Annotated in this window: 31 protein-coding genes and 1 pseudogene; 9 read left to right on the forward strand and 23 right to left on the reverse strand. The window is 52.1% G+C overall.

The window, feature by feature from the left end; genetic code table 11:
- Positions 1-40 precede the first annotated feature (40 nt).
- The 3 genes from G462_RS0115780 to G462_RS0115790 all read left to right on the forward strand — a co-directional run bounded on the left by G462_RS0115780 (position 41) and on the right by G462_RS0115790 (position 2,494).
- On the forward strand, positions 41-340 hold the full coding sequence (locus G462_RS0115780; protein ID WP_026959852.1) for a hypothetical protein: 300 nt from the start codon (positions 41-43) through the stop codon (positions 338-340).
- A complete protein-coding gene (locus G462_RS0115785; RefSeq protein WP_026959853.1) occupies positions 337-2,082 on the forward strand; it encodes a class I SAM-dependent methyltransferase in 1,746 nt (581 codons plus the stop codon). Before G462_RS0115780 ends, G462_RS0115785 begins: the two co-directional genes overlap by 4 nt.
- Positions 2,083-2,173: 91 nt before the next feature.
- Positions 2,174-2,494: a hypothetical protein gene (locus G462_RS0115790; RefSeq protein ID WP_026959854.1), complete on the forward strand. Its 321-nt coding sequence runs from the start codon at positions 2,174-2,176 to the stop codon at positions 2,492-2,494.
- Between the two features lie 97 nt (positions 2,495-2,591).
- On the opposite strand, the gene G462_RS0115795 is transcribed toward G462_RS0115790, so the two are convergent.
- The 9 genes from G462_RS0115795 to G462_RS0115840 all read right to left on the reverse strand — a co-directional run bounded on the left by G462_RS0115795 (position 2,592) and on the right by G462_RS0115840 (position 9,753).
- Positions 2,592-3,641, reverse strand: coding sequence for a DUF4238 domain-containing protein (locus G462_RS0115795; protein WP_084405093.1), 1,050 nt, complete (start codon positions 3,639-3,641; stop codon positions 2,592-2,594).
- A 138-nt stretch (positions 3,642-3,779) separates the two neighbouring features.
- Positions 3,780-4,532 (reverse strand): hypothetical protein, encoded by a 753-nt coding sequence (locus G462_RS0115800; protein WP_026959856.1) that lies wholly within the window; start codon positions 4,530-4,532, stop codon positions 3,780-3,782.
- Between the two features lie 90 nt (positions 4,533-4,622).
- Positions 4,623-4,892, reverse strand: coding sequence for a hypothetical protein (locus G462_RS0115805; protein ID WP_157378648.1), 270 nt, complete (start codon positions 4,890-4,892; stop codon positions 4,623-4,625).
- Positions 4,893-5,148: 256 nt separating this feature from the next.
- Positions 5,149-5,856 (reverse strand): hypothetical protein, encoded by a 708-nt coding sequence (locus tag G462_RS0115810; RefSeq protein WP_026959858.1) that lies wholly within the window; start codon positions 5,854-5,856, stop codon positions 5,149-5,151.
- A gap of 246 nt (positions 5,857-6,102) precedes the next feature.
- On the reverse strand, positions 6,103-6,369 hold the full coding sequence (locus tag G462_RS0115815) for a hypothetical protein (protein WP_026959859.1): 267 nt from the start codon (positions 6,367-6,369) through the stop codon (positions 6,103-6,105).
- Positions 6,366-7,052, reverse strand: a complete 687-nt coding sequence (locus G462_RS0115820) for a hypothetical protein (protein WP_026959860.1) — start codon at positions 7,050-7,052, stop codon at positions 6,366-6,368. The genes G462_RS0115815 and G462_RS0115820 overlap by 4 nt, the downstream gene beginning before the upstream one ends.
- Positions 7,053-7,065: 13 nt before the next feature.
- Positions 7,066-7,593, reverse strand: a complete 528-nt coding sequence (locus G462_RS23030) for a hypothetical protein (RefSeq protein WP_035477977.1) — start codon at positions 7,591-7,593, stop codon at positions 7,066-7,068.
- Positions 7,593-8,075 carry a hypothetical protein gene (locus tag G462_RS0115830; RefSeq protein WP_026959861.1) on the reverse strand — a complete coding sequence of 161 codons (483 nt, stop codon included), beginning with the start codon at positions 8,073-8,075 and terminating at the stop codon, positions 7,593-7,595. The genes G462_RS23030 and G462_RS0115830 overlap by 1 nt, the downstream gene beginning before the upstream one ends.
- A gap of 424 nt (positions 8,076-8,499) precedes the next feature.
- Entirely contained in the window at positions 8,500-9,753 is a 1,254-nt protein-coding gene (locus tag G462_RS0115840; protein WP_026959863.1) for a DNA methyltransferase family protein, read from the reverse strand.
- 159 nt (positions 9,754-9,912) lie between these two features.
- Here G462_RS0115840 and abiEi point away from each other — a divergent pair, with 159 nt between their 5' ends.
- Genes abiEi through G462_RS0115860 form a run of 4 tightly spaced genes read left to right on the forward strand, consistent with a single transcriptional unit; the run spans position 9,913 to position 12,679 of the window.
- Positions 9,913-10,443: a type IV toxin-antitoxin system AbiEi family antitoxin gene (gene abiEi, locus G462_RS25135; RefSeq protein ID WP_026959864.1), complete on the forward strand. Its 531-nt coding sequence runs from the start codon at positions 9,913-9,915 to the stop codon at positions 10,441-10,443.
- A 12-nt stretch (positions 10,444-10,455) separates the two neighbouring features.
- The gene (locus G462_RS0115850; RefSeq protein WP_026959865.1) at positions 10,456-11,361 is read left to right on the forward strand and encodes a nucleotidyl transferase AbiEii/AbiGii toxin family protein; all 906 of its coding nucleotides are present in this window, start codon (positions 10,456-10,458) and stop codon (positions 11,359-11,361) included.
- A gap of 52 nt (positions 11,362-11,413) precedes the next feature.
- Positions 11,414-11,797: a hypothetical protein gene (locus G462_RS0115855; protein WP_026959866.1), complete on the forward strand. Its 384-nt coding sequence runs from the start codon at positions 11,414-11,416 to the stop codon at positions 11,795-11,797.
- A gap of 21 nt (positions 11,798-11,818) precedes the next feature.
- The gene (locus tag G462_RS0115860; protein ID WP_026959867.1) at positions 11,819-12,679 is read left to right on the forward strand and encodes a hypothetical protein; all 861 of its coding nucleotides are present in this window, start codon (positions 11,819-11,821) and stop codon (positions 12,677-12,679) included.
- Positions 12,680-12,709: 30 nt separating this feature from the next.
- Here the strand turns inward: G462_RS0115860 and G462_RS0115865 are convergent, their stop codons facing one another.
- Positions 12,710-13,009, reverse strand: a complete 300-nt coding sequence (locus tag G462_RS0115865) for a hypothetical protein (protein ID WP_026959868.1) — start codon at positions 13,007-13,009, stop codon at positions 12,710-12,712.
- Between the two features lie 161 nt (positions 13,010-13,170).
- On the opposite strand from G462_RS0115865, the pseudogene G462_RS24340 reads away from it, so the two are divergent.
- Positions 13,171-13,284 (forward strand): annotated as a pseudogene (locus G462_RS24340) (IS200/IS605 family transposase); the annotation flags it as partial.
- A 92-nt stretch (positions 13,285-13,376) separates the two neighbouring features.
- Here G462_RS24340 and G462_RS0115870 read toward each other — a convergent pair.
- From G462_RS0115870 to G462_RS0115880, 3 genes are all read right to left on the reverse strand, one after another.
- Positions 13,377-13,643: a hypothetical protein gene (locus tag G462_RS0115870; protein ID WP_026959869.1), complete on the reverse strand. Its 267-nt coding sequence runs from the start codon at positions 13,641-13,643 to the stop codon at positions 13,377-13,379.
- Positions 13,644-14,041: 398 nt separating this feature from the next.
- Positions 14,042-14,446, reverse strand: coding sequence for a phage protein NinX family protein (locus G462_RS24025; RefSeq protein WP_051326794.1), 405 nt, complete (start codon positions 14,444-14,446; stop codon positions 14,042-14,044).
- 52 nt (positions 14,447-14,498) lie between these two features.
- Positions 14,499-15,059, reverse strand: a complete 561-nt coding sequence (locus tag G462_RS0115880; RefSeq protein ID WP_026959870.1) for a hypothetical protein — start codon at positions 15,057-15,059, stop codon at positions 14,499-14,501.
- A gap of 570 nt (positions 15,060-15,629) precedes the next feature.
- Here G462_RS0115880 and G462_RS0115890 point away from each other — a divergent pair.
- Positions 15,630-16,940: a type II toxin-antitoxin system HipA family toxin gene (locus tag G462_RS0115890; RefSeq protein ID WP_026959872.1), complete on the forward strand. Its 1,311-nt coding sequence runs from the start codon at positions 15,630-15,632 to the stop codon at positions 16,938-16,940.
- 94 nt (positions 16,941-17,034) lie between these two features.
- Here the strand turns inward: G462_RS0115890 and G462_RS0115895 are convergent, their stop codons facing one another.
- From G462_RS0115895 to G462_RS0115940, 10 genes are all read right to left on the reverse strand, one after another.
- The gene (locus tag G462_RS0115895) at positions 17,035-17,277 is read right to left on the reverse strand and encodes a hypothetical protein (protein WP_026959873.1); all 243 of its coding nucleotides are present in this window, start codon (positions 17,275-17,277) and stop codon (positions 17,035-17,037) included.
- Positions 17,278-17,384: 107 nt separating this feature from the next.
- The gene (locus G462_RS0115900) at positions 17,385-17,966 is read right to left on the reverse strand and encodes a hypothetical protein (protein ID WP_026959874.1); all 582 of its coding nucleotides are present in this window, start codon (positions 17,964-17,966) and stop codon (positions 17,385-17,387) included.
- 31 nt (positions 17,967-17,997) lie between these two features.
- Complete coding sequence (locus G462_RS0115905; RefSeq protein WP_026959875.1) at positions 17,998-18,549, reverse strand: hypothetical protein; 552 nt, start codon at positions 18,547-18,549, stop codon at positions 17,998-18,000.
- Between the two features lie 230 nt (positions 18,550-18,779).
- Positions 18,780-18,971: a hypothetical protein gene (locus tag G462_RS0115910; protein ID WP_026959876.1), complete on the reverse strand. Its 192-nt coding sequence runs from the start codon at positions 18,969-18,971 to the stop codon at positions 18,780-18,782.
- 41 nt (positions 18,972-19,012) lie between these two features.
- Positions 19,013-19,261: a hypothetical protein gene (locus tag G462_RS0115915; RefSeq protein WP_026959877.1), complete on the reverse strand. Its 249-nt coding sequence runs from the start codon at positions 19,259-19,261 to the stop codon at positions 19,013-19,015.
- A 28-nt stretch (positions 19,262-19,289) separates the two neighbouring features.
- Positions 19,290-19,703 carry a hypothetical protein gene (locus tag G462_RS0115920; protein ID WP_026959878.1) on the reverse strand — a complete coding sequence of 138 codons (414 nt, stop codon included), beginning with the start codon at positions 19,701-19,703 and terminating at the stop codon, positions 19,290-19,292.
- Positions 19,704-20,081: 378 nt separating this feature from the next.
- Positions 20,082-21,227, reverse strand: coding sequence for a hypothetical protein (locus G462_RS24805; RefSeq protein ID WP_026959879.1), 1,146 nt, complete (start codon positions 21,225-21,227; stop codon positions 20,082-20,084).
- Positions 21,228-21,557: 330 nt separating this feature from the next.
- Positions 21,558-21,767: a hypothetical protein gene (locus tag G462_RS0115930; protein WP_157378649.1), complete on the reverse strand. Its 210-nt coding sequence runs from the start codon at positions 21,765-21,767 to the stop codon at positions 21,558-21,560.
- A 92-nt stretch (positions 21,768-21,859) separates the two neighbouring features.
- On the reverse strand, positions 21,860-22,747 hold the full coding sequence (locus G462_RS24030) for an endonuclease/exonuclease/phosphatase family protein (protein WP_051326795.1): 888 nt from the start codon (positions 22,745-22,747) through the stop codon (positions 21,860-21,862).
- A 299-nt stretch (positions 22,748-23,046) separates the two neighbouring features.
- Positions 23,047-24,237, reverse strand: coding sequence for a hypothetical protein (locus G462_RS0115940; RefSeq protein WP_157378650.1), 1,191 nt, complete (start codon positions 24,235-24,237; stop codon positions 23,047-23,049).
- Positions 24,238-25,175 lie beyond the last annotated feature (938 nt).

A 25,175-nucleotide genomic window follows, 5' to 3' on the forward strand; every position in this document is an offset into this window, starting at 1 on the left:
GCTTTCCATTTCACGTCAACAGTAGTTAGCCGGAGGCGTTATGCCCTCATTCACACGCACCTATGTCCATCAATATGGCAGCTGGTGGTCTTTCAGCCGCTCGCAGTGGCGAGCATTTGTTGAGCGCATTATTGCGTCCGGTCATCACAACTATGTGGGGTTTGATTTGCCCACTGAGCGCGAATTGTCACGCCGTCCTCGGCAGATGGTTAGCTGGGACGGTGATGGGCGTTTCATCTCTACGCGATGCTGCGATCAGGTGGTCGCGCCTGTTGACTGGGAATATGCAGACTGGCAACGCCAGCTTGAAGAACTAAACACTGGAGAAGCACTGTTATGACACAATCCACCCACGCGCTGGTGAGCAAGCTAAAACAGCAGGGGCAAGACTTTGAGTTCTACCCGACGACCTCCGCTCAAATAGCGGTGATAGAAGATGATATCCGCGCGCTGGTGGCGGATTATGACATTGGTCCCAATAAGGATGCCGCTATTCGCCTGCTGGATGTCGGCGCTGGAGATGGTCGGGTGCTCAAGGCGTTGTCGCCGATACTGGAGAGCGGTGGCCGGTCGGTGGCACAATTTGCCATTGAGAAAGCCTCAGTGCATATCCGCAGTTACCGCGGCCAAGGTATTACGCTGCTGGGGACGGATCTTCACGAGACCAACTTGATCTCGAAAAACAGTGATGTAGCGTTTACCAATCCGCCATACAGTGAGTTTGTGCCGTGGATGGTTCGGATGATTGGCGAGCTCAGCTTTGCGGTGCTCTACGCCGTGATACCGACTCGATGGGCTGATGATGAGCATATTCAAGAGGCCATCAGTGCGCGAGGCAGTTTGACAGCAACGGTGTTAGCGAGCTCGGATTTTGTTGACGCGGAGAGGCAGGCGCGTGCGAAAGTGGATGTCGTCCGCTTTGCCTTTAACGACTTCGCTGAGGATGCGGAGCGTATTGCGCTGTGGAGTGAGCGGCGCAGTAACTACCGTTACCGACCTACGTTAGGCGCTAACATGACGTGCCCATTTCAATGCTTTATTCTGCGCGAATTAGGGCTTAAGCAGACCTACAGCGAGACGTTAGGTAAGTTTCGCGAGTACCAAGAGCTTGAGCGGGTGCGAGCGGAACTCAAAGAGCCAGGCACAGAGGGATACGAGCTGGTTAAATCAGAAGGGATACTGACGGCGCTGCTGGCTAACTATGAGGCGCGCTTGCAGCACTTTTTGACTCAGTACAAGGCTATCGGTGGCCTCGATGCGAGTTTGTTGCAGGAGATGGGTGTAGAACATAACGCCATCAAAGAGGGCTTGCAAGCCAAGTTATATGGGCTTCGAAATGTGTACTGGGGGCTACTGTTCGAAAAGCTGGATGTATTGACATCCAAACTGATCAGTTCGCATAGCAGTAAGTTGCTCGATACCTTAAAAGCTAACCAGCTGGACTTTACTCGACTGAATGCCCTGTACATCATCGAGTACGCGGTCGGCATGGCTAACGAGCTTGTAGAGGAGTCGCTGGTGAAGGTCTACCGTGATTTAACCTCTGAGGAGTCCATTCATCGTTATTACGTCAGCAATCAGCATGTGTATAGTGATGATTGGCGACATACCAAGACGAAAGATCTGGCGCGTTACCTGTTAGATTACCGGTTTATCCACAGCGGTACCTCCGATACCTTTGAGAACGGCCTTGGCGGTTCATCTAAGAGCTTCTGTAACAACCTGAAGGTGATGTTTGGATTGCTGGGTTACAGTGGGGTGGAATTGGATACGCCCTTTGAAGAGATCGCTTCCGGCCAAGCCTTTCATATTACCGGTAGAACGCCAACCGGCGGGCATGTCACCTTGTGTCAGCTGCGGATCTATATGAAGGGAACGCGTCATATCAAGTTTGATCAGGAAGCCATGCTCAGACTTAATGTGACAGCATCTCGACTGTTGGGGTGGGTGCGCAATAAAGAAGAGTTTCAAGAGCAGGCGGCTTGGCCAACGGCAATAACCCCAGATGTTTGGGCGTTGAGTGATGATATGAAGCTGTTACCCCAACAAATGCTGGCGCTGGCGGATAAGCGCGCGGCGTAATCAGGTACCGTGTCTTGTGCTAACTAGGTGACGGGACACGGGAATTTTGGCATAGTGCGGCTCGCTGCATTGGAAATAGAAAGAGGTCATTGTGCTAGCCTTTGAAGATTATACTTTTGAAGAGTACCGCGAACTGATTGAGCGTTGGACGAAAATGGTTAATAAGCGTGGGGTGACGCTTTCGGGGGGGCAGCCTGTGCCGGTTACCTTCTGGAAAACCTTTTTGGGACTAACCCGTAAGCAGCATCAGGATATGTTTAACGGCACGTTTAAGAATAAAACGGGCTGTGTGCCGAAGTATATTGGCCGAACCCTTGAACTTGCTGAGCTGCTAAACAAGGTATCTCCCGATGATTTTGACCGCCAGGTCCGGTGGCAGATCCCGAAGTTTGAGGCCGACAAGACTTCTTAATCCCTCTCTCATTCGCCCGCGGGAGGGGGTACCTGTCTCCCGGGTACCGCATCCATCCCGCTATCATCGTTCTCAGCGCCACGAATGTGGTATCCAATCAGCTTATCTGTGGTCGCAAGCCGGTCGTGTAACCTGGGTTGTCTGCAATCATCCTTCTGATTAAGTCAAAGTTGTCGTCCTGACAAAACAGGTATTGTTCGGCCCAGGTGACTTGCAGGTGATTAAGGAAGATGGCGTTTTCCTTAGAGCAGGGAACCGGAGTGCCGTCGAGGTGGGCCTTGGCATGCTCGATGATTTCGCGCGGGCTGCGCTCGAGGTGGCGGATCAGGTGGGTGTTGGTGGCGACAATGTGTTGGAGATGTCTTCGGGCTTCCAGTGCTTTATCGCGGATGGTCGGGCAGTAGAAGGCGAGGGTGAGGGTCGAGGATAGGGGAAGGTGGATCTGAATACCGGGCACAGCCAAGCCAATGTTGCCATAGGGGCCAAAGTCGTTGCTATTATGCATCGTAATGGGGTTGTCGGAGATGTAGAACGCTGTGCTGGTGGGGTTTTGAATCAATACCCATGATTTATCCAGAAAGTGCCTGGCATGCTCGGCCTGTGACAGGATGGACTGTAGAAAGAAGTTCTTGAGTTCGGCCTGTTGGTCGCTGTTCTCGCCGGTGCTGCTGCCCAAGATGGCTGGGATATCCTCGGCGGCTGCGCCGATGGCTGCCAGTTTGTCCTGTAATGATCTGTGAAATGTCTCAATGGTTACCAGGTTTGCAAAGGTTCGTGAGCGCTGAACAGCGGCAAATACCGCCAATTGGATCCGCTCGTTGTCGGTGAGGTTGGTAAGACACTGCTCCTGAATAATCTTGCGGATGACCTCCGATGCCTGGGACTCGATTTGCCCGAGCAAAGGCTCCAGGCTCCAACGTTGGGGGTGATCTTCAAGGTTGTAAAATGTTCTTCGTGTGGTGGCGTCATTCACGGATTGACGAAACGAGCGCCCGCTTTGTTTATCAAAGGTGAATAGTTGCCTTGGTCCCCTGCGTCTATCCTCTGCAAAGTTATGTAATAGAAAGCGCGGCACGGTGTGTTGCCTGCGCACGTCGGTGGTGAGATCGGTAAGGTTGAAGTTGAATGGCGGCGTCGCGTCAGGCATATCGGGCTCACTATAGGCGTGTAAATGAGCGCTATGTTAACACCATAGGGCGATAGATTACTCTTGGCGAATGGCGCGAAGTAAGTCCCAATACCATACAGTCTGGTGACTCCCTACGCTGATCTTGTTGCGCAGTCCTCAGTATTCTGCCGGTGTTTTTGGTGGCACGGCCAGCACCAAGCTTTCAAAGTGCCCATTAAACGACAGTTCTGTCGGGATATCAGCATTCTCTGCGTCGGTGACCATCGCTGCTGAGCTCGCTCCCCAGATGCATGCGCCATCATCTCGTACCCGTTGGTCGGTTGCCAAGCATAGGTATGAAAGTTGGTGCTGATCTTGTTTTAGGATATGTACGTTATCAGGATACCAATTAAACGTGCCGGCCGCCCAAAGTAGTGCGCCTGGGAGCGTTTGCTGGTTATCGGACACCAGCGCAAAGCCTGAGCTCACGATCAGCTGGTAGACGCGGCGTGCTATCCCTGAGGCTTGATACTCGGGATCGACATAAGCGCCGCAAATCTGCTTGCCCGGTGCTTCGCTACTAATGAGTGGGATAGGGACAATGCAGCGCTTGTAGGCGAAGCGTGCCACGACATCGCTTCGGGGGAGAGCGTCCAGATCTTCACCGGTTTGCCGTTCGAACTCGATAAATGCGTCGGTGTCACAGTCGGCGGCGATATCATCGAGTAATTGCTCATGCCAATCTTCCAGCATTACCCGAGTCACTGCGTAATAACCGGTATAGAACACGTTACCCGGTAAAAAATACTCGTCTATCTGGTACAGCACTCCGCGCTCCAACACGCGCCAGCGCTCGTTGTGCGTCTTCAGGCCCTCAGGTTGAGAGTCCAGCTGCTTGTGATACGGGTCTTCGAGAACGATCGGTGCCATCTATAAACGGGGCCTTGTACATATATACAGGCTCCAATTATACAGAGTAAGTTATTACTAGGCTAGCGTGCAAAAAATGCCTGGTATCGCTTAATGTGCGACGCAGGTGGTATCCTTAACGATGTGATCGGTCGTCTGGTTTAACAGCGCCGGTTGATCATTAAACAGTGGCGATTTGACGACTGTGCGCAGTTTGCTGTGCTCATACAGAAACTCTGCAACCACTGGGATGCGGGCAAAGCGCTGGTTGGCATCCAGATCTTTAGTGCGAAGTAGGATGTAGTGAGGGCGGTCTTTACGGCAAGCCAGTTTACACAGATACATGGACTCGTCGGTATCCTTTGATAGGAACCGAGACACCAGTTCAGTGCTTCGCTGGAAAAATACAGCCGGGCGCGTGCGCGCGTTTGCTGACATGACCGTTCACCCCAAGTTAGATCATAATAGTGCTTTGCTATGGGCGGAAAGCTAAGAGAGCTTGCCCTTAACCGATACTTATAGAGATATCGTGGTTATCTGTCAATAACTACTAGGTATTTGCGCATCGGAATGGTGGTTCGAATGTGTAAAGTAGACTATTGCCCGAGATGTCATGCTGGTGACCAGGTCATGAAGCTTATGTCGAGTCTGTTGATAGGGCCGCAATGAACGTAATGACTTGCTCCTGGAGTGCATCGAACAAGTGGTCTATCTCTTTTACGTATTCCGGTGCAAACAACGGGGTGATCTGCAACGTATCCCCTTGCTTACCTTCGAACCATGTGGGGTGTTTACCAATGGTCGATGCGAGGGCCGCGGTGGTAATCTCGTGATGATTGTGGGTGATGTGGTTGCGCACCTGCTGTACATCCATAACGATATTGCGACTGTGGGCGATTCCACTTAGCTCGAACTGCGCTACTTTGGTTAAATAGCTTAGACCTCGCTTTATACCTTTGTTCGTTTTGAATTCCTCAAGGGGCGTGCTGTCGCGCCCGGCCAGTTTATGTGTCTCGGCAATCAGGCGGCAAAGCCCGAACAAGGATCTCTCCAGCTGACTTTGTAATGCGGTTAGCAGTGCGCGCTGGTGGATTTCTTCCATCTGTATTCGGTCGACAATGTCATGGCTGTAGCTTTCAGCGGTCCATTGGCGCTCTTCTTCATCTTCTATGGTTGCCACGCGAGTGTGCTGCTCTTCCACCAGCGAGTTGATGGCATCATCCCACATGGTATTGACCGTTTGGTGCAGTCGCTTGAGTTGCCGGAAATGCCCCTTTTGTAGGTGGCAAAAGGTGAGCAAGCCGGTTTCGTAATGGTCAATTCCATTGGAGTCAGTCAAGGGCATGGTCGGGCCTGGGTAATCATGAGATGTGAATTATGTGTTGGGGCCATTAAAGTCGCTCAATCGTCTCTAAGATGACCTGTTTTGCTTGTTTTGCCAAGTGGGCTCGTTGATCAGCTTGGGGAGGGCTGCGGTACGTGGGGCGCTTTGTCTCAGCGTTGTGCTAATTTCTGCACACAGGCTCGTGGGGAAGTGGAATATCAGCCCCGCGACCCGGTGGGCAGCGAGGCGTTGATTTTGGCAGGTTCGCTATGTCTCTACGAAGGCGATCAGGCATTCGTCTAGCGTCAGCCCTTGGCGCTTTAGGTCTTCCAGCTGCTCTATCAGGCTTGGGGTGGGCGGCGGCAAGAGTTCAACGGTTTCCATAAAATTACCGTCCTCGTCATGGACCGTGAAGGTCAATGCGTGCGTCTCTGGTGATTGAAGTTCTCGAGCGAACTGCGCGGCCTGGTGTGGTGTCGTGGCGTCATCAATATCAACTTCCCAGCGGACGATACAGGGGCGATTGTTGCTCATTGGTCCCGCTCCTTCTGCGTTAGCAGTATGACGTTTAGTTTGGCGAGTTGCTCGCTCTCGGTAGTGGCTGCCCAATCTTTTAGGCCGTTTAGCGACAGGGCGTGCACATCCCATGCGTGGTCGCGTTGGTCGATGACATAGCGGTGGCCATAGTGCGCTATGGCGTCTAAAAGCTTGGTGATGCGATTGTCGTCGGGGGAGGCTCTGTCTCGTAACATCGTTGAGAGCGCCACCAGCTCGGGTATGGTCGATAACGCGAGGTGAGGCAGGGTATTAATCGCGCTCACTATCGCGGGGAGCTCCGTTTGGTGTTCGTAGTTTTGAAGGCGGCGAGTGAATTCAGCGATGTTGCGCCATGCTGTTTCGTTCAATACTGATGCTGCGGAGGCCACCTTGAACTCTTCGACAGTAGCGACGTGGTCGCAGTGTAGGCAGATGATCTTACTATTGTCATTGAACTCGCTGTCACTGGTAACGTCTTCGGTGCCGTCATCGTCATAGGTTGCCATAAAGCGAGTGGCGACCAGTTTGCCGTCGTTCAGAGCGTTCATTACCTGGCTTTGGGTCATTGCTAGCGTGGTTGGTGTCGCAGGCACGCCGAGTACTTCAATTCGCATCGGGGCCAGGCTGTGACATTTAGGGCAGCGAAGGCCTTGTAGGCAATTGGTATTGTGATAGCGCATTCGTCGATTCCTTTTAATCTAGAGTGATTTCGGCGGTGGTGGAGACGGCAATCGTGTGGTTGCAGTCGTCGCATTGAACGTGGGTACCACGGGGGTCGCGGTCACAGTCGACGGTGTTATGGCAGTTCGGGCAGGTAATGGTGATCGCACCCGCCTGAATATCGGTCGCTTGCAGTGATGTGGGTGTTGTTGTGCCGGGGCTGTCTTCATAGGCGGTTGGTGGCAGTTCGCCATTATGCAATGTGAACAACTGTTCCGCTTGCTGCTCTGTCTCTTCAGATGTAATCGATTCGATGTTCTCGCCTCGGTCTTCTTGAGCTTGTCGTGCCAACGCCATCCATGACATCCATTGATCACCCTGTAAGTCGTCAAATGTGACGGTCTCTTGGATCTTAATCTCACAGTCATCGGTCAGAAAATCGGTCAGGCGTTCGTGCAGAATGCCGTACTCATCGGCATCAAAAGAAACACCGGCCTGTTTAAGCGTATCTAGTGCAGCGTTAAGGGCTTTATCAACCAGGGACCCAGTTATAATCATCATTATGCCTCCATGCCTGATTCTGAGGGGGTAATCGCAGCGGCACCCTGTTTGGCGATCAGTACAGCCAGTGCAACGGCTCTCATCATGCGAATTTGCTCCTGAGTGACAGATTGCTGCCCGTCATAATTTTCATCTTCGAGTGTTCGCTGTTGCAGTGCGCCATCGTCTGTGCCCCAGTTAAACCCGAGCATGTCATAGGGTTCATACGCACGGGTCAGTTGATGCTTGACGACCAAATCTGCACACAGCGCGCGCATTGCCAGTGAGCCGTCAAACAGATTCAGGGTGTCGTTTGCGTTAAGTTGGTATTCCGGTACTGCGAAAAACAGCTTTAGTTGCCCATTGTCGTTATAACAGGGCCATTCATTTAGCTGTGCGATGTGCGCCGTGATATCGAAATCAGTCATCTGCGATGTGGCCAGATAGACATCTCCACGGTCATTACGTTCAAAGGGAAGGCCGCTGGGCTTAAACTCTTTCATTTGTTTGTCCTATATATTGTATTGTTTATTGATTATGGTGCGGTTCGCACTACCGCGTCAAGGCTTAATTGTTCAATAACAATAAATATTTTTTTATGTGGTGGGTTGAATAGGTCGTCGGATTTTGTACATTTAAGAAGAGAGGCGAGAAACGCCCTCATAAAAAATCAAATAAACAGTATGATTATCAATTACAAATCCATCTCCGCTTTAACCGGCCTAATCGTGACGCTGTCTGCGTCCTCAATCCTATTGCAAACAGCTGTCACGCTAGCGGCGGTCGCTGCCGTATTGGCTATGCTTGCAAAGGTGTTGCGAGAGGCGCGGTTACTGGTAGGAGGCGGTAAGGAGAAATAACCGCTAAGTTAAAGGGCTCGCCATCGAGCCCTTTATTTCTAGGTGTTGTGGCGATGCGCGCAGGCATTTACATGGCAAGGGGTAGGTCGGCGGGATCGGCTTTATCAATTGTAATCAGGACGGTTTGAACATTCGTCCCTGACGTTTTGAATGCGCCAGCCTCGATTTCTTCCACGCAGGCCCCTTGGTCTTTCAGCCACTGGCGAAACGCGAGGTACTTACGCGTGGTCCCTGTCATCCATGATTGGCTTGCAAATGCCACCAGGCGGCCACCGGGTTTTAGGTGGACTTGGAACATCTTCTTGATGTGATCGCAGTCTTGTCCACGGGTAAATGGTGGGTTCGCGATGATTTTGTCGAATGTTCCTAGCTCTTCGCCGCCTAATGCCATGAAGTCGGCTTCAATGGGGGTGTAGTGCTGCTCGCGAAGTGATTTGGCATTGTCGGCCATTAGTTCCACCACTGTGCCGTTTAGCGATATTGCGCGCGCTGCGTTTGCGAGTGCTCCTTGGCCTGCTGAGGGCTCTAGCCAGCTTTCCTCGGCGCTAAGTTGGAGCTTGTTGATTGCTTTTTGGACTAGCATTGCCGGGGTTGCAAAGAACTGAAAGGCTTTTTTGTCGTTTAGCTCCTCGCCTCTGAGAAGAGCGGATTTAATGTCGGCGGCATCTTTCCCGGTAAAGGTGAATGCGTTTTTGCCGTATTTGCCACCCGCTTTTTCTAGCAATGATTTAATTTGTGGGTAATGGTGCAATTTTGTCGCTGGCAGGCGCAGGCGTTCCCCGTCAGGGATCATCATTGCGAGCTCTTGAATCATCGTGTCTTGAGTGGGTGTTTTGCTGGTGGGTTCCACTGCAACAGGCGTGGGCGTCGTGGTGTCCTTGTTTGCGCGTTTGCAGTCCCAGAAAAAGCTATGAATATGGCGGAGCACGGAGACTTGTTCGGGGTGTAGTTTGTCTTTGCCGTCAACAAACCCTAGTGAAGCTAGATAATTCTTATGGTCTTTAATTCGGTGGCCGGTGGCCAGTGTCCCTTTATTATTGGTTAGCCAGTGGTAGTAATGCTGGCTGAAAAATGGGGCTTGCGGATCGGCATCTGGCAGCTCGAAATACAGAGAAATAGGCTCATTGGTGTATACGCCAGCGATGCGAGATATGCGTTCCGAAAGGGGTAAGTTAGCGGGTTTGAATTTGCTGGTGGAATAGTCATTAACGGTTGTCGCAGTGGAGCCGCAGTCGTAGAGAAACTCTCTTTCCATGCCAGCGCTCAATTCAAGAGCTTTGAAGAACTCGCGGCGTGATGTTATAGCGGTAAAGTAATTCATTGCGCATTATCCTTAACTGGTTTGTTGGGGGAGGGGTGTAAGATGTTGTTAAATATAAAAAATATATTTTCAAAGCGGATTGGGCGGGAATAAGCGGCTTGCAGGCGTGAGCTTTTAGGTGTACGATTTGATACATGTTGAGTAAAAAAGTGTATACCAATGACGCGATCAGAACGCCTTGTATCCGCTATCGCACGCTCTGTCACGGCAGGGGGTGGGATTTATGCTGCGTTCGAGCTGGCGTTCCTGCTGGATGAGCGTCCGTCACCTGCATTCACAAAGTTCCTCGCTGACTGTGTTAAGCGGGGGGTGTTGCGGCGAGTCGCCAAGGGCCTATATGAGAGTGAGGTCACCCCGGCCAGCCCGACACTGGCTCTTTATATGATCGTAAATAAGCTCCGGCCTGGCGTGTTGAATTACATTAGTCTTGAGAGCGAATTAAGTCACATCGGAGCGATTTCTCAAATTCCAATGGATCGTCTAACGGTGATGACCAAGGGGCGTAAAGGGACCTTCGACACCCACTATGGCTGCATTGAGTTTACTCATACCAAGAAGCCCTTGGGCTCACTAGAGCATCGCCTCTACTTCGATGAGAGCGTGATGATGTTCCGGGCAACTGAGGCATTGGCGCGAGCCGATCTGATTAGCTGTCAACGGAATCGACATATGCTGGTGGCCAACGACTAAGGAGAGGTTGTTATGTTAAAGCAGTACTTGGCGACGATTACATTGCAAAACCCAGAGCTCGGCGGAGCAGTGATGCCCGTGGTCGAAAAGGAGCTGCTTCATCACGATATTATGCATGTCATGATGAAGCAGGGGGCGCTTCAGGGCCTGACATTTATTGGTGGGACCTCTTTGCGTCTTTGCTATAACAGTTCTCGGCTATCAGAAGATCTCGATTTCAATGGTGGCCATAACTTTAAGCCTGCTGATCTCGATGGCTTGGAGAACGACATTCAGGCCTATATTGAGAATAAATACGATACTCGGGTATCGGTATACAAACCCAACCCCGATAAGCAAGGTGACACCTCTTCTTGGAAGATCAGCATTGAGAAAGAGGCTGGTCGCCCCGACTTGCCGCGGCAAAAAATGCACATTGATATCTGTGCGATCCCTTCGTTTGATATTCAGCGGCGTCCGCTCATTAATCACTACCGGGTGAACCTGCCAACGACCGGGCTGCTGGTACCGGTGCAAAGCCTCAGTGAGACCTACGTGGATAAGTTTATCGCGCTGGCTTACCGTGCTCGGCGGATCAAACCACGTGATGTTTGGGACATCGCCTGGCTAAAACAGCAGGGTGTGTCCCTAAACGATTCGCTGCTGAGCAACAAGCTGGAGGCGCGAGGTAAGGCGCGCGCTGATTTTGTCGAAGCGTTATCGGTTCAGGTGGATAAGCTCACTGCGCAAGGTGGAGAGGAGCGCGACGATTTTATCAGCGAGATGACGCGGTTTGTTCCTACCGTAGTGAAATCGCGGACCTTGGATAACCCGGATTATTGGCCTTACGTTCAAAACCTCATTGCCGATGAGGCGAGGCCGTTGCTCAGTGATGCCGCTGAGGATCAAGACGACATGGAATTCAATATGGGGATGTAAGCCGCCGGGCTCACGTTTCTTCAGTCAACCTGAGTGCACGCTAGGGAGTAGTATGGAACTTTACGTTGAACAACCGTTAAAGGCGTTTGTGTCATGGGCCATTGTTTTTGGGCTGTGTTATTGGGTCGCGTTACGGCAAAAAAATGCCGGGCGTTATCGCATGGGTCAGCAGCGCGTTTTGCTGTTACTTGAGTTAGTGCCGTGGTCATTGGCTGTGCTGGTGGCGGTGGTGGTGATGGCCTTGGTGCCTGCGCAGCCTGTTGAGTTGGAGAATACGGTGCGCCTCGTGCAGGGCATAAACAGCTTAACCCCCAGTTTTGATGGCGTTTTGCAGAAGGTGTCTGGCTTCGGTGCGCTCGTTGGCGTGGCTCTCGTTAAGTATGCGTCCTTGGTGCTACCTCCGCATTATTTTGTCAGTCGGTTTTACCGCCTGTAATCGTTAAGGAAGAGGTCTGTTATGTTTTTTATGTCAGATAAAGAGTACCGCTCCTTGGTCGTTGGTCAGTCCCGAGTCATTGTTGAGATGCCAACGTATCAAGGGGTGGTGCAACTACGTGGTGACTACAAGGTGCACTTAGAGATTATGGGAGCTCAGGGACGGCAGAGCGTGGAGTTGCTATTTAGCATGGCGGCAGATCCGATGGGTGGATCTGGTGGCGTATGCCAACTCATTGATCTCATTGGCCCTAAGTATGGAAAGCCGTTTAATCGGCAGGGGCTTGGTAGTCTGGCGCTCGGGGTTGGGATCAAGGTAATGCAGGAGCAGGTGCTTGCTTGGGCGGGTTCGCTCGATGGGTGGCTCGTTAAAGGCCAGCTTAGCACGGTGGGGGATGACAGTACCTCTGACCCTGAAGCGGCGGGTTTGGCGCGAATGGTGTTCTGGCGCAAAGCTGGGTTTACGCTCTGTGAACCGGGCTCTCCAAGCTCAGTCATTCGAGCGTCGTTAGCGGAGTTGAGTTATTGCGCCAAGCCGAGGCTGGAATCGTCTGATTATGCGAACTGGGCAGGGTACCAGATTGTTGAGCGGTTTGAGCCTCTAGAGAGTGTGATTGAGATGGAGAGCGCCTCGGGCGTTGAGGCGGGGTCATTGCCTGGTTATTCTGCATCAGCTAGGGCACAAGCAGATCAGCGCGGCCATCGTATCTACAAGAGCTGTCGATTGGGTATGTGGCTGGTGGCATCGGTGGTGTTCTTGTGGTTGTTTATGCGCTTCATGCGGGGTCAGGTGTCGTTTAGTTATTTATTAGGCTGCACCATAGCGACTTGCGCATTCGCGGAGGTGGGGGCTGTGTGGTTAGCGGCTCAACTTTCGGTGTAGGTTTGGGCGGTAGATGATCAGCGCGAGAGGCTACTCCCCCTGTTCTCTCACCATTTCTTTAAGCAGGCGTTTGATTTCAGACTTCGCAAAGCGATGTAAAACCTGTCTAATCAAGGGTTGGTAGCTCTGCCCGTGTATGTCCGCAATGAGCTTTAAGTGTTCGATTAATTCTTCTTCTAGCCGAATGGATATGGGTTTTAGCGTCAGGGATGCCTCGATGTTTAAATCATCAAGCGTGACCTTCGCAATCGTGGCAAATTGTTCGTCCTGCCCCAAGCGGCCATCTTCCCATGCTTCTGCGGTGCCCTCTATTTTCCCTGATGCTGTCATAACATCCAAATCTCCTATGTTTGCTAGCGCTTTGGTTATATATTTGTTGCGTCTCTAACCTAGTATATACATGTGCCGTGGTTTTTGTATATACAAGCTAGGGAGAGGTGATCGGTATTTCTTTAACGGCATTCTGTCAACAAAACGATGGCATTAAGCGAGTCCGTTTGATTGTCAGGGTGTCCCAGAGCCTGAGTGTTTCAGAGTATGTAGGCTTCGTGAAAGGAAGAATCGCGATTAGGTTGTTTGCGAAGTTTCCTTACTTGAGAAAGAAGAGCAAGAGCGTCAGATGTCACTGGAAATGCAGTAATATAGGTGAGCCCCTTCTAGGGGCCTGTCAAAGCCACCTTCTCAGCGGGTGGCTTTTTTACTTAAAAAATGGGTGCCTAGTAAACAAACATCTTAGTTGGTACAGCTTTTCAATGACACTTTCATATCCATCTATCTCTTTTTGCAGATTAAAACCCTGAGCTTTGATAGCTTCAAGGAGATCAGTGTCTTCGGCAAGATGCCTTTCGATTTCACCTAGTGCGCACGCAAGATCATTGGCTTGGTGGTTGGTTAGGGGAAATTGCAACTCGGAGATGTTAGTAAGTTCAGTGGCGGGCATGTCTTTGACATTTTCTAAGCTCATGGTTTGTTCCTTAATTTACGTTGGCCTTAGTGGTGCGCGCCGCACCGCATCTATTTGTTAGTTTGGTGCGGTTCGCACTTTTTATCAAGTGTGATGTAACGTTTATATTCCATGCGTGTTGTTTAACGCTGGCTGTGGCATGTATGTGTTTCATACGCAGGGTAAATACAGTGGTGAGTTAGAAGTAATCAGCCGATCACGGTTGCCCTCGTTGTCGGACGGCGTGTTAGCGGCTAGTGCTGGCTGGTGGCGTTCCACCAGCTCAGTGAACGACACGGCATCGAGAGTGCGCTTTAACAAATTCAAGCTGGGTGTAATTGACGCTTGGATGCTGAGTAGAATTACTCGGCGAAAGCCCCATAAGTCACTTTTGGGGCTTGTGTTATTTCCGGGGTCGATTAGCGCACTGACGCAGGGAGCTCAGGGTTGGCGCCTAGCTTACTAAAGACATAGACGCGCATTGAGGCAATAAGCATTGTCTCGCCCGTCATTCGGATGACGCCATCTTGAGAGGTCGCTGTCCAGCAGTCGGGTTCGCCGTGCTCTGATCCGGGCGCGTAGTTGCTAATGTTCTCACGTTCGACAATCTCGCCGCCTTGCTCCCGGTGTGAGGATGGGGTGTAGTCATGCCCGATAAGTTGCATTCGAGCGGGGTAACCGTCTCCCCAAATCCAGTAACCGGCCTGTATAACCTCGGGTGCATCATTGCGAAACCCCATCGGATCTAACCGGATGGGTAGCTGCTCGCATTGGGCTATCGCAAAATCTAGCGCTAGTCCGACTAATTCTTGTGTCATGGTCATTGCTATAAGTCCTTGTCTCTTGAGAAAGGGCTGGTTTCCCAGCCGTTCTCATTTAGTGCTCCACCAGCAGTGCATCGTTATCCAGTATGTCGAGGCTGAACCACTGGCTATGCAGCAATGCGTTCTTGTCGCAATGCTTGGGTACGCCGGTGATGCGAAACGATGACTGGCGCACCTCAATGCTGGGTAGTTCGGTGTAGCTAAACTGCTTGTCCATCGCGTTCACGTAGCTGTTGAACGCCGCCTCTTGCTGTCGAGTGTCTGTGGGTTTTGGCAGCTCACTCAGTTTTGCCTCGCTCCAAAGGGCTTCAAAGTGATCGAACGCTATTGACGTTTGGCTGTTGTCGCTTAGTTGCTTGGCCGTGTTTTGGATGCGCTGGCGCAGTTCAGGGGTAAGCAGCAGGGCTACGGAGTGCGCGCGCTCGGTAAACCAGCGGTCAGTGCAGGCTACCTTGGCGACGATGTACTTGGTGGTGGGCTGCTCTGCTGGCACTACGTGATAACCTGCAGCGGCCAAATCGTTGGTTAATTGAAGCGCCATGTCACTGTCATCAAGATGACGGCCATGGTTGCGAAGTGAAGCTACGATGGTGGTTTGAATGCTAACGTTCATGTTCGTTCCTTGAGTTAGTTGCCTTGACTGGTGCGATTCGCACTGCATGTACTTATAATGGTGCGAATCGCACCGCGTGTCAATGATTAAGTAACGTAAACGTTCTTTTTCCTGTAAATTGGCCTATAATGAAACGTAAGCGATACTTAATTTACGTGGAGGCGAGATGAAGATTACGCAGTCTTTAAGTGATGTTGCCGTGTGCGAAGCGCTCTTTACCCGACTGGAATTGCGGCGTAAGGCGCTGGGTTTGACGCAAGCGGAGCTGGTGGAGCGGGCGGGTACAACGCGACCTGCCTATCGGCGATTAAATACAGGCACTTGTAATACATTGGTGCTGGTGGCTGTGCTGAGGGAGCTTCGGTTGCTGGACGGCCTTGAAGCGCTGGTGCCTCAGCAGCAAGTGCGGCCAACTGAGGTGTTGGGTAAGGCACGGTCTCGGCGTGTTCGCCGTACGGTGCCATCCCAGGTTCAGTCGCCAATCGAGGGAGGCGTGACTACGGCAAGGCTCGCGGCATCGGTCCCGTCGGTGGCAAGTGCCTTGGCGCAGCGCAGAAAATTGGTGGTTAAATGATTACTCAAGCTTGTGAAGTCTACTTTGATGGCATTTTGGTGGGGACGCTAGCTTATACCGATGCGGATTCTCGTATAGCCACATTTGAATATGACCGTGATTGGTTATCCGGTGGGTTCGCACTGGATCCGATTCATCTACCATTGACCCCGGCGCTTTACCAGTTTCCTCATTTGAGCTGGGATACCTATAAAGGTTTGCCGGCCGCGCTGGCAGACTCGTTGCCCGACGATTTCGGTAATGCGCTGATTGATGCGTGGCTCGCACGTCAGGGCTTGGATAAGGCGCAGTTTATGCCGCTAGATCGCCTTTTGTACACCGGCACGCGCGGCATGGGTGCGTTGGAGTACAGGCCTGCTACTAAGGTTTCGGAGCCGGGCGATGAGTCGCTATTGCTCTCGGACTTGGTTGAGATGGCGCAAAAGGTCCTCGATAAGCGCAATGGTGTCGAATTGGATTTACACGATAGTGATGCCCTGACGCAGTTGTTACAGGTTGGAACCAGCGCTGGTGGAGCCAGACCGAAGGCCGTGGTTGCCATTAATGACGACTATTCCCAGATCCGCTCTGGCCAAGTGCCTGCGCCAGAGGGCTTTGAACACTATTTGTTGAAGTTCGATGGGGTGGTAGAGAAGCGCGCCGATCAGCAAACGTATGGTGATCCGCAAGGCTATGGCGCGATGGAGTTTGTATACAGCCAGCTCGCTGACAAGTGCCGTATCAAGATGGCTAAATGTGATCTGCTCAAAGAGCCGGGTAGCGGCCGTGCCCACTTTATTACACGGCGCTTTGATCGGGTTGGAGGTCAGAAGTATCACTTGTTGTCGTTGTGTGCGCTGGCTCATGCGGACTACAAGAAACCCGGTGCCTACTCCTACGAGGAATTGTTGGGCCTGTGTCGCCAGCTCGGCTTAAGTTATCCAGAACAAGAACAGATCTACCGCCGGATGGTCTTTAACGTCGTTGCACGTAACCAAGACGATCACACGAAAAACTTCGCGCTCATGGTCGATGATAACTTTGAGTGGGTGTTGGCACCGGCGTACGATTTGGCCTATTCGTACCGAGCTGATTCAGACTGGGTAAGCCAGCATCAGATGTCGCTCGCGGGGAAACGGGATCATTTTACCCGTGCCGATCTTGTTTCAGTGGCCAGTCAGATTGGACCAATGAGCACCGCAGACGCCAACGCGATTATCGATCAGGTCATCGACGTGGTGTCCAACTGGCGAGAGATGGCTGATTCGGCTGGGGTGCCGGCGGTGCTGCGCGACGAAGTGTGGTCCAATTTACGGCTAAACCTGTAAGTCTTGCTAGTACCGCAGTATAAAAAGCGCGCCACTGGGTAGTCTTACCGGTGGCGCGCTTTTTTGCGTTCAGCTTAAGGAGCTGGTTGTCAGGCTAGTTGTTCTGTTCGCTCTGCGCTGCAGGGGCTTGTGGTAGTAGTTGTTTCAGCGCAAAGGCGACCAGTGCGATGGTGTTGCCTTGGGCATTGCCTTTTGCTGAGCGGCCGATCGTCGTACGCGCCACATTGGCGCCGGTGGCTTGGTTAAGCTTGTCAGCGACAGCATACGTCGAACCCCAGGTCTCGATAGCTTGGTTGATGATCGCAATTTGCTGCTCTGTGCTAACGTTGTCTGTCATGTTTTTCAATCCTGACTTTTGATGACGGTGAGCCGAGTATATCACTAATTTGACTATCGGCTCTGTGCTCATTGGTCATCCTTTTTGAAGGTCGCCGTTGCCAGGGCTTACGCCACCCCGGCCAGTTCGGTCCAATGCCGAGACTGGGCCATGTGTTCAACAGCCTGGTCAACGAGAGCTGGAAGGTCGGTGACAGAATAGCTCTGCCATTGGCTTCGCCCCTTGGTCTGGCTAAGTGCTTCAAACCAGATAACGTCCACGCGTAGCACGCGAAACAGTTGCTGTAGGTAGCCAGCGTACGTGGTTGGTTCCCAGCCTTTTTGTTGATGCTTGTCCATTGAGCGGGAAATGCTTCTGGCTAACTTTACAAAGCGTTCGGCGCGTTCCGCGTCAATGGTTCGAAACTTGGGTGTCAGGATGGGTTTGTAGCCGGCTAGTCCTGCGGCGCCTTGTTTGCTGTAATCGTCTTTATGCAGTGATGCGCGGACGCTCATGTCGGTAACGCCTTGTCGGCTTTTGGCTCGAGGCATCATTGATGCAACGATAAACTCTGGGGTGTCGTGTGGATAGCCGGCTTCAATGAAGCTGAAGCTAACACTGAGCTCAATGCAGTAGGTTTCAAAGTTTCTTTTCACGCCGTTTTGCATGTCTAGGCGGGCCACCAGCAGTGGCGAGGGGGTCTTGTTCATGATATCTCCTTGTCCTGTTCTCGAGGACCGCTTAGGCGGCCGCCAATTCGTATTTGCGAAAGAGGTGCTCTTCGAGCTCGTTGGCCAGTTGGCCCTTGCGATCTTCCATGGCTTCTTGCAAGAACTGCGAATCTACCAGTACATCGCCGGTGCAGGTCGAGGCGTAGCGCTTGGGAGATGAGTGATGCGCCAGCCAGTGAAGTGTTTGCTGGTGGCGTGGTTTATCGCCCAGAGGCAGGTCCTCGCGCCATAGGTCACTGATCTGCGAAGTGACCTGCGATAAGTGCACAAGCGCTTGGCGCCCGCTGATATAGTTGCAGTCGGTGGCTGAGTTCCAGATTTCCCGCGGCTCAGCGCCAACGTGGCCTACGCGGACTTCAGTGACGATGATGCTCCAGTCATCCCAATGGCTGTTGATAACCACCGTTTCCCGGTGCTTGAGGTAGCGGTTGGCATGTTTGATCGCATCCTCTTTATCGAACGATGAATAGACGAATACGTAATCTTGGGATTCGTAGGCATAGAATTGGTATTCGTGCACCATGTACAAAACTGGGCGTGGGGTAGTGGCTGTTGCTGTCATCGCTGGCTCCTTTTAGCGTTGGTGCGACCCGCACTGCTAGCTTCATCCTAGTGCCACTCGCACCGTGTGTCAACAAAAATGTGTCTTTGAAATGATATACGTTGACCGTACCAGGCTAACGGTGGGTAGAGCGTTCAGCGGCTAGATCGAGAAGGGCGGAAAGCGCCAAAAACAAAGGCTCAAAAGCACAAAGGCCGCGTGAGCGGCCTGAGCGGAGCGAACCTGTGGTGTTAAGAGCAGGCGTGGCCAGCATGGTCAAGCTCCCGATATAGGGCCTTGGCAAACGGGAAGTAACAGCATGTGGCGGCGTACACTCGCAGCGCTTCTTTTTGCTCCGGCGGTAAATCCGCCAGTGCGGTGTTGCTGTCTAATCGGATAGCGCGTGCGCTTTGGCAAAGATGCTGCTGGGTTTTGTTGTTCATCGTCGCGTCCTTTTGATGGTGTGATAGCTTGCGCTAGCCGATTAGTCGGCCAGTCGTCCTTGCTGCTCTAAGATGGTAAGCGTCTGCTTCTGCACGTCAGTTATGTCCAGTGGGCTTGTGTATTTGCCTTTGCCGCGGCCAAAGTCGTGGGCAGTGGCAAGTCCCGCTGGGCATACGACGTTATCCATCAGTCGCTTGGCTTTTGCCCAGACAGCCGGTTTATAGAAGCGGGGGATGCAAAAGCCGATGGCTACTAAGCTGTTTGCGTCTTTGCGAGTCATTTTGGCCATGGGGCTCTCCTTGTAGAGTGGTGTTGGGTTAAGTGTTCAGTGTGGCGTTAGCTTTTGGGTGGTGAGATAGCGCTGCCCGCGTCTTAGTTGAGAGTCTAAGTACGACCATGCTGGTGATTTGAATGGCGGTTAGCCACCACGTTGACAGGCCGTGATTGCCCATCAAGACCGCAATGGCATACAGTGCTAGTGCGAGAAAAACCAAGCCGCGTGAAAATCGGTCTATGCAGCCGAAGGGGCGTGCGGGTGCGGCAAAGTCTAGAGATAGCAGTCCAATAATGAGTAGGTCGATTAGGTCGACTAGCCATAGCGTCTCGTAGGTTGCAGGTGCAACGTGTTGTATTAGCCAGTGAGTCGCGCAGTGGGTAGCGGCGAGCATAAATACTTGGGCAAAATACAGCTGGATATCGGAGCGGTATGTAAAACGTCGAGATTGATTCATTGCTGTCTCCTTTGTTGTTAGCACTGCTGGTGCGGTTCGCACTCTTGTGAGTTAACAGTAGTGCGGCTCGCACTGGGAGTCAAGTTTTTTGTTCGTGGTTATGATATAGATAGGCTGCATGGGTAAAAGGGCGGTAGCGCTATGCGGTGATCATGCTTGTATTGTGCTGGGTGGCATTTGAGCCGCCACTGGTGCGTGGTGTCAATGCTTAGGCCTTGGCCTTGGCCTCTGGGTTCTGCGGCAAGGCGCGGTGTTAAGATCTGGCTCGGTAAGTGAGGTGTGTTCAAAGCCCAGAGCCAGCAGCTAGGCAATAAGGGCGTAAAGACAACAAAGCCAAGCGCGAACGCTTGGCTTTGCAAAGGCAGGTGGAGTGGGTTGTTAGTGGTAGCGGCGGCGCAGTAGGCCGACGATAGCAAGCATCATGACCATCAAGCCGCCTGCGCTACCGCCAGAGCCGCCATCGCCGCCGTTTTCATCGCCGCCGTTTTCATCGCCGCCGTTGTCCTGTCCGGTGCCTTTTACGGTCAGGGTGTAAACAGGGGCGTTGCTCGCAGTCAGCTTCTCAGGGTACTCCAGACCCACCGTGAGGGCTTTGTCCAGTTGGCCTGCGTCCATGTTCACGTTCAGCGTGACCAGTTTGCTGGTTTCTCCGGCGGCAAAGGTGATGCGCTGATAAAAGTCGCCATCAAAATCCACGTCCCACTCGGTATTGCTGCCCTTGGCGTAAATGCCCACCGATACCGACTCGTTCAGCGGCGCGTCATCGGGTAGCTCGCTCAGGGTAACAGTGAAGTCCACGTAGCCATGACCCTCCTCAACCTGCTCGTCGCTCACCTGCATACTGACATGCCCTACTGTTGGCATGGTCGGGGTGACGTGACCGAGCACGTCATGGTAGTCGAGGCCGGGGTTATTGTTGGCGATGCCCAGCTCATAATCGGCGATTTGCTCGTCAGTTAGGCGTATCGAGGTATCTGGGGTGATTATTTTGGGGTATCTGCACATTAAGTAGTTGTTCTCATCGCAAGGAGTGTGGCTTAGCCCTGCAAGGTGACCCGCCTCATGCGCCCAGAGTGCAGGGGCGGAGGGGGTATACGCTAGGCCGATCCCCATGTTGGCGGATGCGAATCCGATATTGTTGTACTGGTCGGCGTTGAGTGCGACATAGCTAATGTGGTCAAGGCCAAATTTATTACGGCGCTGATACATATCGTGCTCTGGGTCTTGACTCCATACGTAGGCAGTATTGTACGCGAGTGATGACATTATATCGGTCTCAGGGTCAAACGGCGACTCCTCAATCAACATCAAGCGGTAGCTGAGGGCGATGCCGTTATCGACCATGACCTTGTTGGCCAGTGCTACTTGCGCTTCCAAGGTTTGGTTGACGGTATCGACGCCGTGCTCGGTGTAGACGGACGGGTCAACGAAGAAGCCGACATCGACAATGTGATTACTGGCGGCAGCATTGGCTGCAAGCAAGGTGAGGGCGGCGGCGCTAAGTAGCGTAGTCTTACGGGTCATGGTGTCTCCTTTGCCTGATGGCATATCCTTGATTCCTCTTAACTATATCATAACCATGACGCATTGCAATGGTGTTGATACTTTTTTAATGGCGTTTATCAATATATCGGAGGGGCCTGCGGATGGAAAGATGTGGTCGCCGAGTTAATGCGTTGTCCATTAAATTATTGAGTTGGAAAGGGATAAGCGCTGCGGCAAAGCCATGTAATGGCTGGGCCTCATGTTTGGTGTGATAGCCCATAGAGAGATGGCTATGGGCGTGGGTAGGGTATTTTTAGTGTGGGGTATACAGTGCGCATAGCGCATTAAGGGGATTTGTGCCGCCAAGGCTCAATCTAGCAAGGGGCGCAGTAGCAGGTACCACTCAATGCCGGTCACTGTCACGGCCCCAACAATTACCAATAGTTTTCCGCGCCATGTGAGGCGTCGGGCGGCCAGAGCCGAAATAACAATCGCGCCTAATGACAGCGATACAATGTCAATCCAGTCCAGTACCTCTGTTAATGCAAGTGCCAGCAGGCTGGTGACTACTGTACTCATGATGGCGAGGATAACGGCCGCGGTGAGAAGTAGTCTGCGCAGGGCGCTCCCGAGTGGCGCGGAAGCGGGCGAACGATTAGCTTGTGTTGTCATTAGCGTTGGTACTCTATGTGAATAGGGCAGTGGTCGCTCAGTTTTCTGAGCGGGATGTCAGCGAGTGCGAACGTCGTCTGTTTAAATGATTGCGGTACCTTGCGCGTTGCAGCGGCTTCGCTCACCAAAATGTGGTCGATGTACTCGGAGTAAAGCTTGTTGCCCCTGGTTAAGCACTTGCTGGTGGTTTGGTTGCTGGGAAACAATAGTTGTGCCGGTGAAGCGGCCTGCAACTGGCCAAAAATGGCATCCCCAGAGCGCTTAAGTCGACGATTGAAATCACCCAATAGGATGTACGCATCGCCAGCTGCTTCGCGCTGTTTGATCCACGCATCCAGTAAGGGCACCTGTAGCGATAGGGTATCGCAGGCGCGCTGGGCGTTGGATTGATTGGAAAAGCAGCCTGACTTCAAGTGCACGGCTAACAAGCGCAGCTCAGTCCCGTCGGTTTGAACGATGCCGATATCAACGGCATTGCGCATATTCCTAAGGCCGGTGCTCTCGAAGTCGAGGTCGGGGTAGCGGGTGTATTTCAGGTCGCTGCGGATCGCAAACCCGGTGTGTTGTCGCCACTTCTCAGCCTTAGCCTGGTTAGCGGTCTTCGAGACACGGTCACTCATCTCGAATGTGTATCCATCACCGACAACGCGCTGAAGCGATGCGGCGTTGGCGACTTCTTGGACGGCCAGTATGTCAATATTGGTCTTTGAAAACGTGTTTGCTAGAGCTTGATAGTCTTTGTCGCTGCGAGCGGATATCCAGCGTGAGCTGTCTTGGTCAAGGAATTCAATGTTCCAAGTGCCAATTGTCACCGTGTTTGCATAACCGGTCGAGATAGTTAGCAGAGTAAACAGGGCCGCTAGCAGTTTGTTCGTGAGTCTAATCATGTCAAGTCCATTTATTAGCAAATACAGCTATATCATAACCGTGACGCTCATAAATTGCAATCACAAAACGGTTGCAAAGGGGGGGTGGTTAATGTTTGCATATAAGCAATGTATATTGTAATGTGTATTTGGTGGTAACGGGCGTAGCCCCACCTTCCTTATTGATGCTGGATGTAACGAAGCTAAAAGAGCCGGTAGTGATACCGGCTCTTTTTTATCACTCTCGCCAGCCAAGGTAAAACGAAGTCTTTAAAAACAATCACTTACATCTCTTTGGTGCAGCAATGGCGTCCAAGTTTTTATAGTTGATCAAGGTTTAGCTGTTCGTCACCATCGCTTCCAAATTCACTTCCAAATTCATCACATGCGTTGAACGTGGGTGATGACGCTGGCAATGCCTGGTCAAACACGCCATGAGATTGCTGGTGGCCAGCCTCATGGTTGGATTGCTGAGGCTTAGCTTCGCTAGGCTCACAGGCGCGCTGCGCTGCAAGTAATGCATCAATGTCCAGCTCTGGAAGCATGTCAGCCAAAAGACTAGCCGCCTTCTCTAATGACAAGGCTCCGTTGATGCCTTGCTGTACCAGTGCTGTTGGATCGGCTTGGTCTGCTTGGGTAATCATCATCCATACCATTTCTCGAATAGCGTCCTCTGTGGTTCGCGCGTCACCGTTGAGGAGGCCCAACTGAGTGCCGCTCAATGCCTTTAGCCTGTTCATGGTGGCATGGGTAATCGGTTGGTTAGCACTGATTTTCTTACCGACGACCTTTGCTTGCTCCGATAGCAGGTGAAGCTTAGTCAACGCCTCCAGACTACTCTTTGCACTGGAAGCGATCAGGTTGCGCACCTGCCGATGCTCTAGTGTCTGCACGTAGATGTACAGTTGGCAGATCTCGTTGACACTGCGTTGCCCCCAGTAATAGCGCATCGCTAAATGAGAGCTGTTAACGAGTACCAAATAGAGTTGGCTCGCTGAGGCCGCAAACTCAGCCTCCGTCATCTTGGCCACCGGAATCCCTTTGATAGTGTATGGCGCCAGCGCGAACGCACTGATTTCCATCATGTGCGAATGAGCAATCTGCAAATCACTGAAAGCCCGAACCAGGTTGCTACCGCAGCCTGCGCCGCTCATGAAGTTTCTGTGGCGACTAGCCGGTAAGCCGATCATATGTAACCAGTCGGCAAGCTGCTCATAGCTGCCGCTGAATGACAGGTATACGTTGTTGTACTCTGCGCATGAAAGGCTTTGGCGGACATCCAATTGGCTGTTGGGCTCCATTAGCAAGCCATCCTCTAAGCTGCAAAACTCCGAGGCATTGTCCAAGACAGTGAAGTCAACATACTTAAGTCTTTTAAGTGCCTTGCTGTCATTTGCTTCTACCGCTTGCTCGCGGATAGTCAGTAGCTCTTTGGGGCTCATGAAGAACGGGCCGTGGTAGTACTGACGTCCTTTTACTAAGTATTTAGCGAAGTACATTGTATAGTCCATTGTGTTTCTCATATTATTATAATACGCCAGCGTGGTTAAAAAGCAACCAAAAATGGCGATTGCCGCCCCTGTTTTTCGTAAAATAGTGCACCTCCGCCTCGGGCTTTTGTTATCTATTTGCGTTATGCGCAACAAGTGAAGGGCTGCTGCCAAGAATTCGGGCGGTCTGGAGCCTTAAGTCTGAAACTGGGTGTAATGCAATCGGGGTAATTCGCCGTTGCTATCACATCGCTGTCGCCTCAGTTGGGCTTGACTTGGAGAGGCAGGTCGGGCGCGCTCATAGATAGGAAGCCTTGTAGATCTAGCGAGGCGCTTTGCAGTGATTTGTGGTCTATTTCCAAAAGGGAAGTGCTGCCAATTTTTCCGTTTAGAGCGGGGCCGTTTGAAAGCCAAATAGGATTTTCGCCAGAGAACGAGGCCGGGCGTTTTGCCAGGGCTGTGTTTTGCTTTAAAAGGCCTTCTGTATTTAAAACAGCTTCGAACTTAACGAACGCGGCCTTCTTGGATTGTGCTTGGCTGTCACAGGCTAGGGCATTGCAGCCTTAAGCAAAGTCCCAAATTTGATGGCGTTGTCGCACCCGCTCTCGCTTGCTTAGGCTTCTAGGTCGCAACACTTTGGTAGCGCCTAATTTTTCTTGGCATTTTTGCACGCACTCTCAGTCATCATTACTGCTGCGACACTAGCTGTTACCTGCTGTTCGTCCTCTGTTATGTCCAGGCTACCCAAAGGGGGTGGGCCGCTATGGGCGTGCTTATGCGGGACCGTTCTGTCTCGCTCTGTCGTAGGTTATCGGGGCGCTGGGTCGCGCTGGGGTAATGCGGGGCGCATTGGGGCAGGCGGGGCGCCATGGGCGATTTATGGGCTCTCTATTGTTTTGCTGGGGCGTGGCGGGGCACGATGGGGTGATATGGGGCTGTGTATTATAATAATACCCCGA

The sequence above is a fragment of the Aliagarivorans taiwanensis DSM 22990 genome (assembly GCF_000429505.1).
In the GTDB taxonomy this organism is placed as follows: domain Bacteria; phylum Pseudomonadota; class Gammaproteobacteria; order Enterobacterales; family Celerinatantimonadaceae; genus Aliagarivorans; species Aliagarivorans taiwanensis.

Bases quoted from the DNA above. Each gene is read 5' to 3' on its own strand.
- G462_RS0115780 (WP_026959852.1), top strand. From the start codon at position 41: ATGCCCTCATTCACACGCACCTATGTCCATCAATATGGCAGCTGGTGG.
- G462_RS0115785 (WP_026959853.1), top strand. From the start codon at position 337: ATGACACAATCCACCCACGCGCTGGTGAGCAAGCTAAAACAGCAGGGG.
- G462_RS0115795 (WP_084405093.1), bottom strand. From the start codon at position 3,641: ATGCCTGACGCGACGCCGCCATTCAACTTCAACCTTACCGATCTCACC.
- G462_RS0115800 (WP_026959856.1), bottom strand. From the start codon at position 4,532: ATGGCACCGATCGTTCTCGAAGACCCGTATCACAAGCAGCTGGACTCT.
- G462_RS0115810 (WP_026959858.1), bottom strand. From the start codon at position 5,856: ATGCCCTTGACTGACTCCAATGGAATTGACCATTACGAAACCGGCTTG.
- G462_RS0115815 (WP_026959859.1), bottom strand. From the start codon at position 6,369: ATGAGCAACAATCGCCCCTGTATCGTCCGCTGGGAAGTTGATATTGAT.
- G462_RS0115820 (WP_026959860.1), bottom strand. From the start codon at position 7,052: ATGCGCTATCACAATACCAATTGCCTACAAGGCCTTCGCTGCCCTAAA.
- G462_RS23030 (WP_035477977.1), bottom strand. From the start codon at position 7,593: ATGATGATTATAACTGGGTCCCTGGTTGATAAAGCCCTTAACGCTGCA.
- G462_RS0115830 (WP_026959861.1), bottom strand. From the start codon at position 8,075: ATGAAAGAGTTTAAGCCCAGCGGCCTTCCCTTTGAACGTAATGACCGT.
- G462_RS0115840 (WP_026959863.1), bottom strand. From the start codon at position 9,753: ATGAATTACTTTACCGCTATAACATCACGCCGCGAGTTCTTCAAAGCT.
- abiEi (WP_026959864.1), top strand. From the start codon at position 9,913: ATGACGCGATCAGAACGCCTTGTATCCGCTATCGCACGCTCTGTCACG.
- G462_RS0115850 (WP_026959865.1), top strand. From the start codon at position 10,456: ATGTTAAAGCAGTACTTGGCGACGATTACATTGCAAAACCCAGAGCTC.
- G462_RS0115855 (WP_026959866.1), top strand. From the start codon at position 11,414: ATGGAACTTTACGTTGAACAACCGTTAAAGGCGTTTGTGTCATGGGCC.
- G462_RS0115860 (WP_026959867.1), top strand. From the start codon at position 11,819: ATGTTTTTTATGTCAGATAAAGAGTACCGCTCCTTGGTCGTTGGTCAG.
- G462_RS0115865 (WP_026959868.1), bottom strand. From the start codon at position 13,009: ATGACAGCATCAGGGAAAATAGAGGGCACCGCAGAAGCATGGGAAGAT.
- G462_RS0115870 (WP_026959869.1), bottom strand. From the start codon at position 13,643: ATGAGCTTAGAAAATGTCAAAGACATGCCCGCCACTGAACTTACTAAC.
- G462_RS24025 (WP_051326794.1), bottom strand. From the start codon at position 14,446: ATGACCATGACACAAGAATTAGTCGGACTAGCGCTAGATTTTGCGATA.
- G462_RS0115880 (WP_026959870.1), bottom strand. From the start codon at position 15,059: ATGAACGTTAGCATTCAAACCACCATCGTAGCTTCACTTCGCAACCAT.
- G462_RS0115890 (WP_026959872.1), top strand. From the start codon at position 15,630: ATGATTACTCAAGCTTGTGAAGTCTACTTTGATGGCATTTTGGTGGGG.
- G462_RS0115895 (WP_026959873.1), bottom strand. From the start codon at position 17,277: ATGACAGACAACGTTAGCACAGAGCAGCAAATTGCGATCATCAACCAA.
- G462_RS0115900 (WP_026959874.1), bottom strand. From the start codon at position 17,966: ATGAACAAGACCCCCTCGCCACTGCTGGTGGCCCGCCTAGACATGCAA.
- G462_RS0115905 (WP_026959875.1), bottom strand. From the start codon at position 18,549: ATGACAGCAACAGCCACTACCCCACGCCCAGTTTTGTACATGGTGCAC.
- G462_RS0115910 (WP_026959876.1), bottom strand. From the start codon at position 18,971: ATGAACAACAAAACCCAGCAGCATCTTTGCCAAAGCGCACGCGCTATC.
- G462_RS0115915 (WP_026959877.1), bottom strand. From the start codon at position 19,261: ATGGCCAAAATGACTCGCAAAGACGCAAACAGCTTAGTAGCCATCGGC.
- G462_RS0115920 (WP_026959878.1), bottom strand. From the start codon at position 19,703: ATGAATCAATCTCGACGTTTTACATACCGCTCCGATATCCAGCTGTAT.
- G462_RS24805 (WP_026959879.1), bottom strand. From the start codon at position 21,227: ATGACCCGTAAGACTACGCTACTTAGCGCCGCCGCCCTCACCTTGCTT.
- G462_RS0115930 (WP_157378649.1), bottom strand. From the start codon at position 21,767: ATGAGTACAGTAGTCACCAGCCTGCTGGCACTTGCATTAACAGAGGTA.
- G462_RS24030 (WP_051326795.1), bottom strand. From the start codon at position 22,747: ATGATTAGACTCACGAACAAACTGCTAGCGGCCCTGTTTACTCTGCTA.
- G462_RS0115940 (WP_157378650.1), bottom strand. From the start codon at position 24,237: ATGGACTATACAATGTACTTCGCTAAATACTTAGTAAAAGGACGTCAG.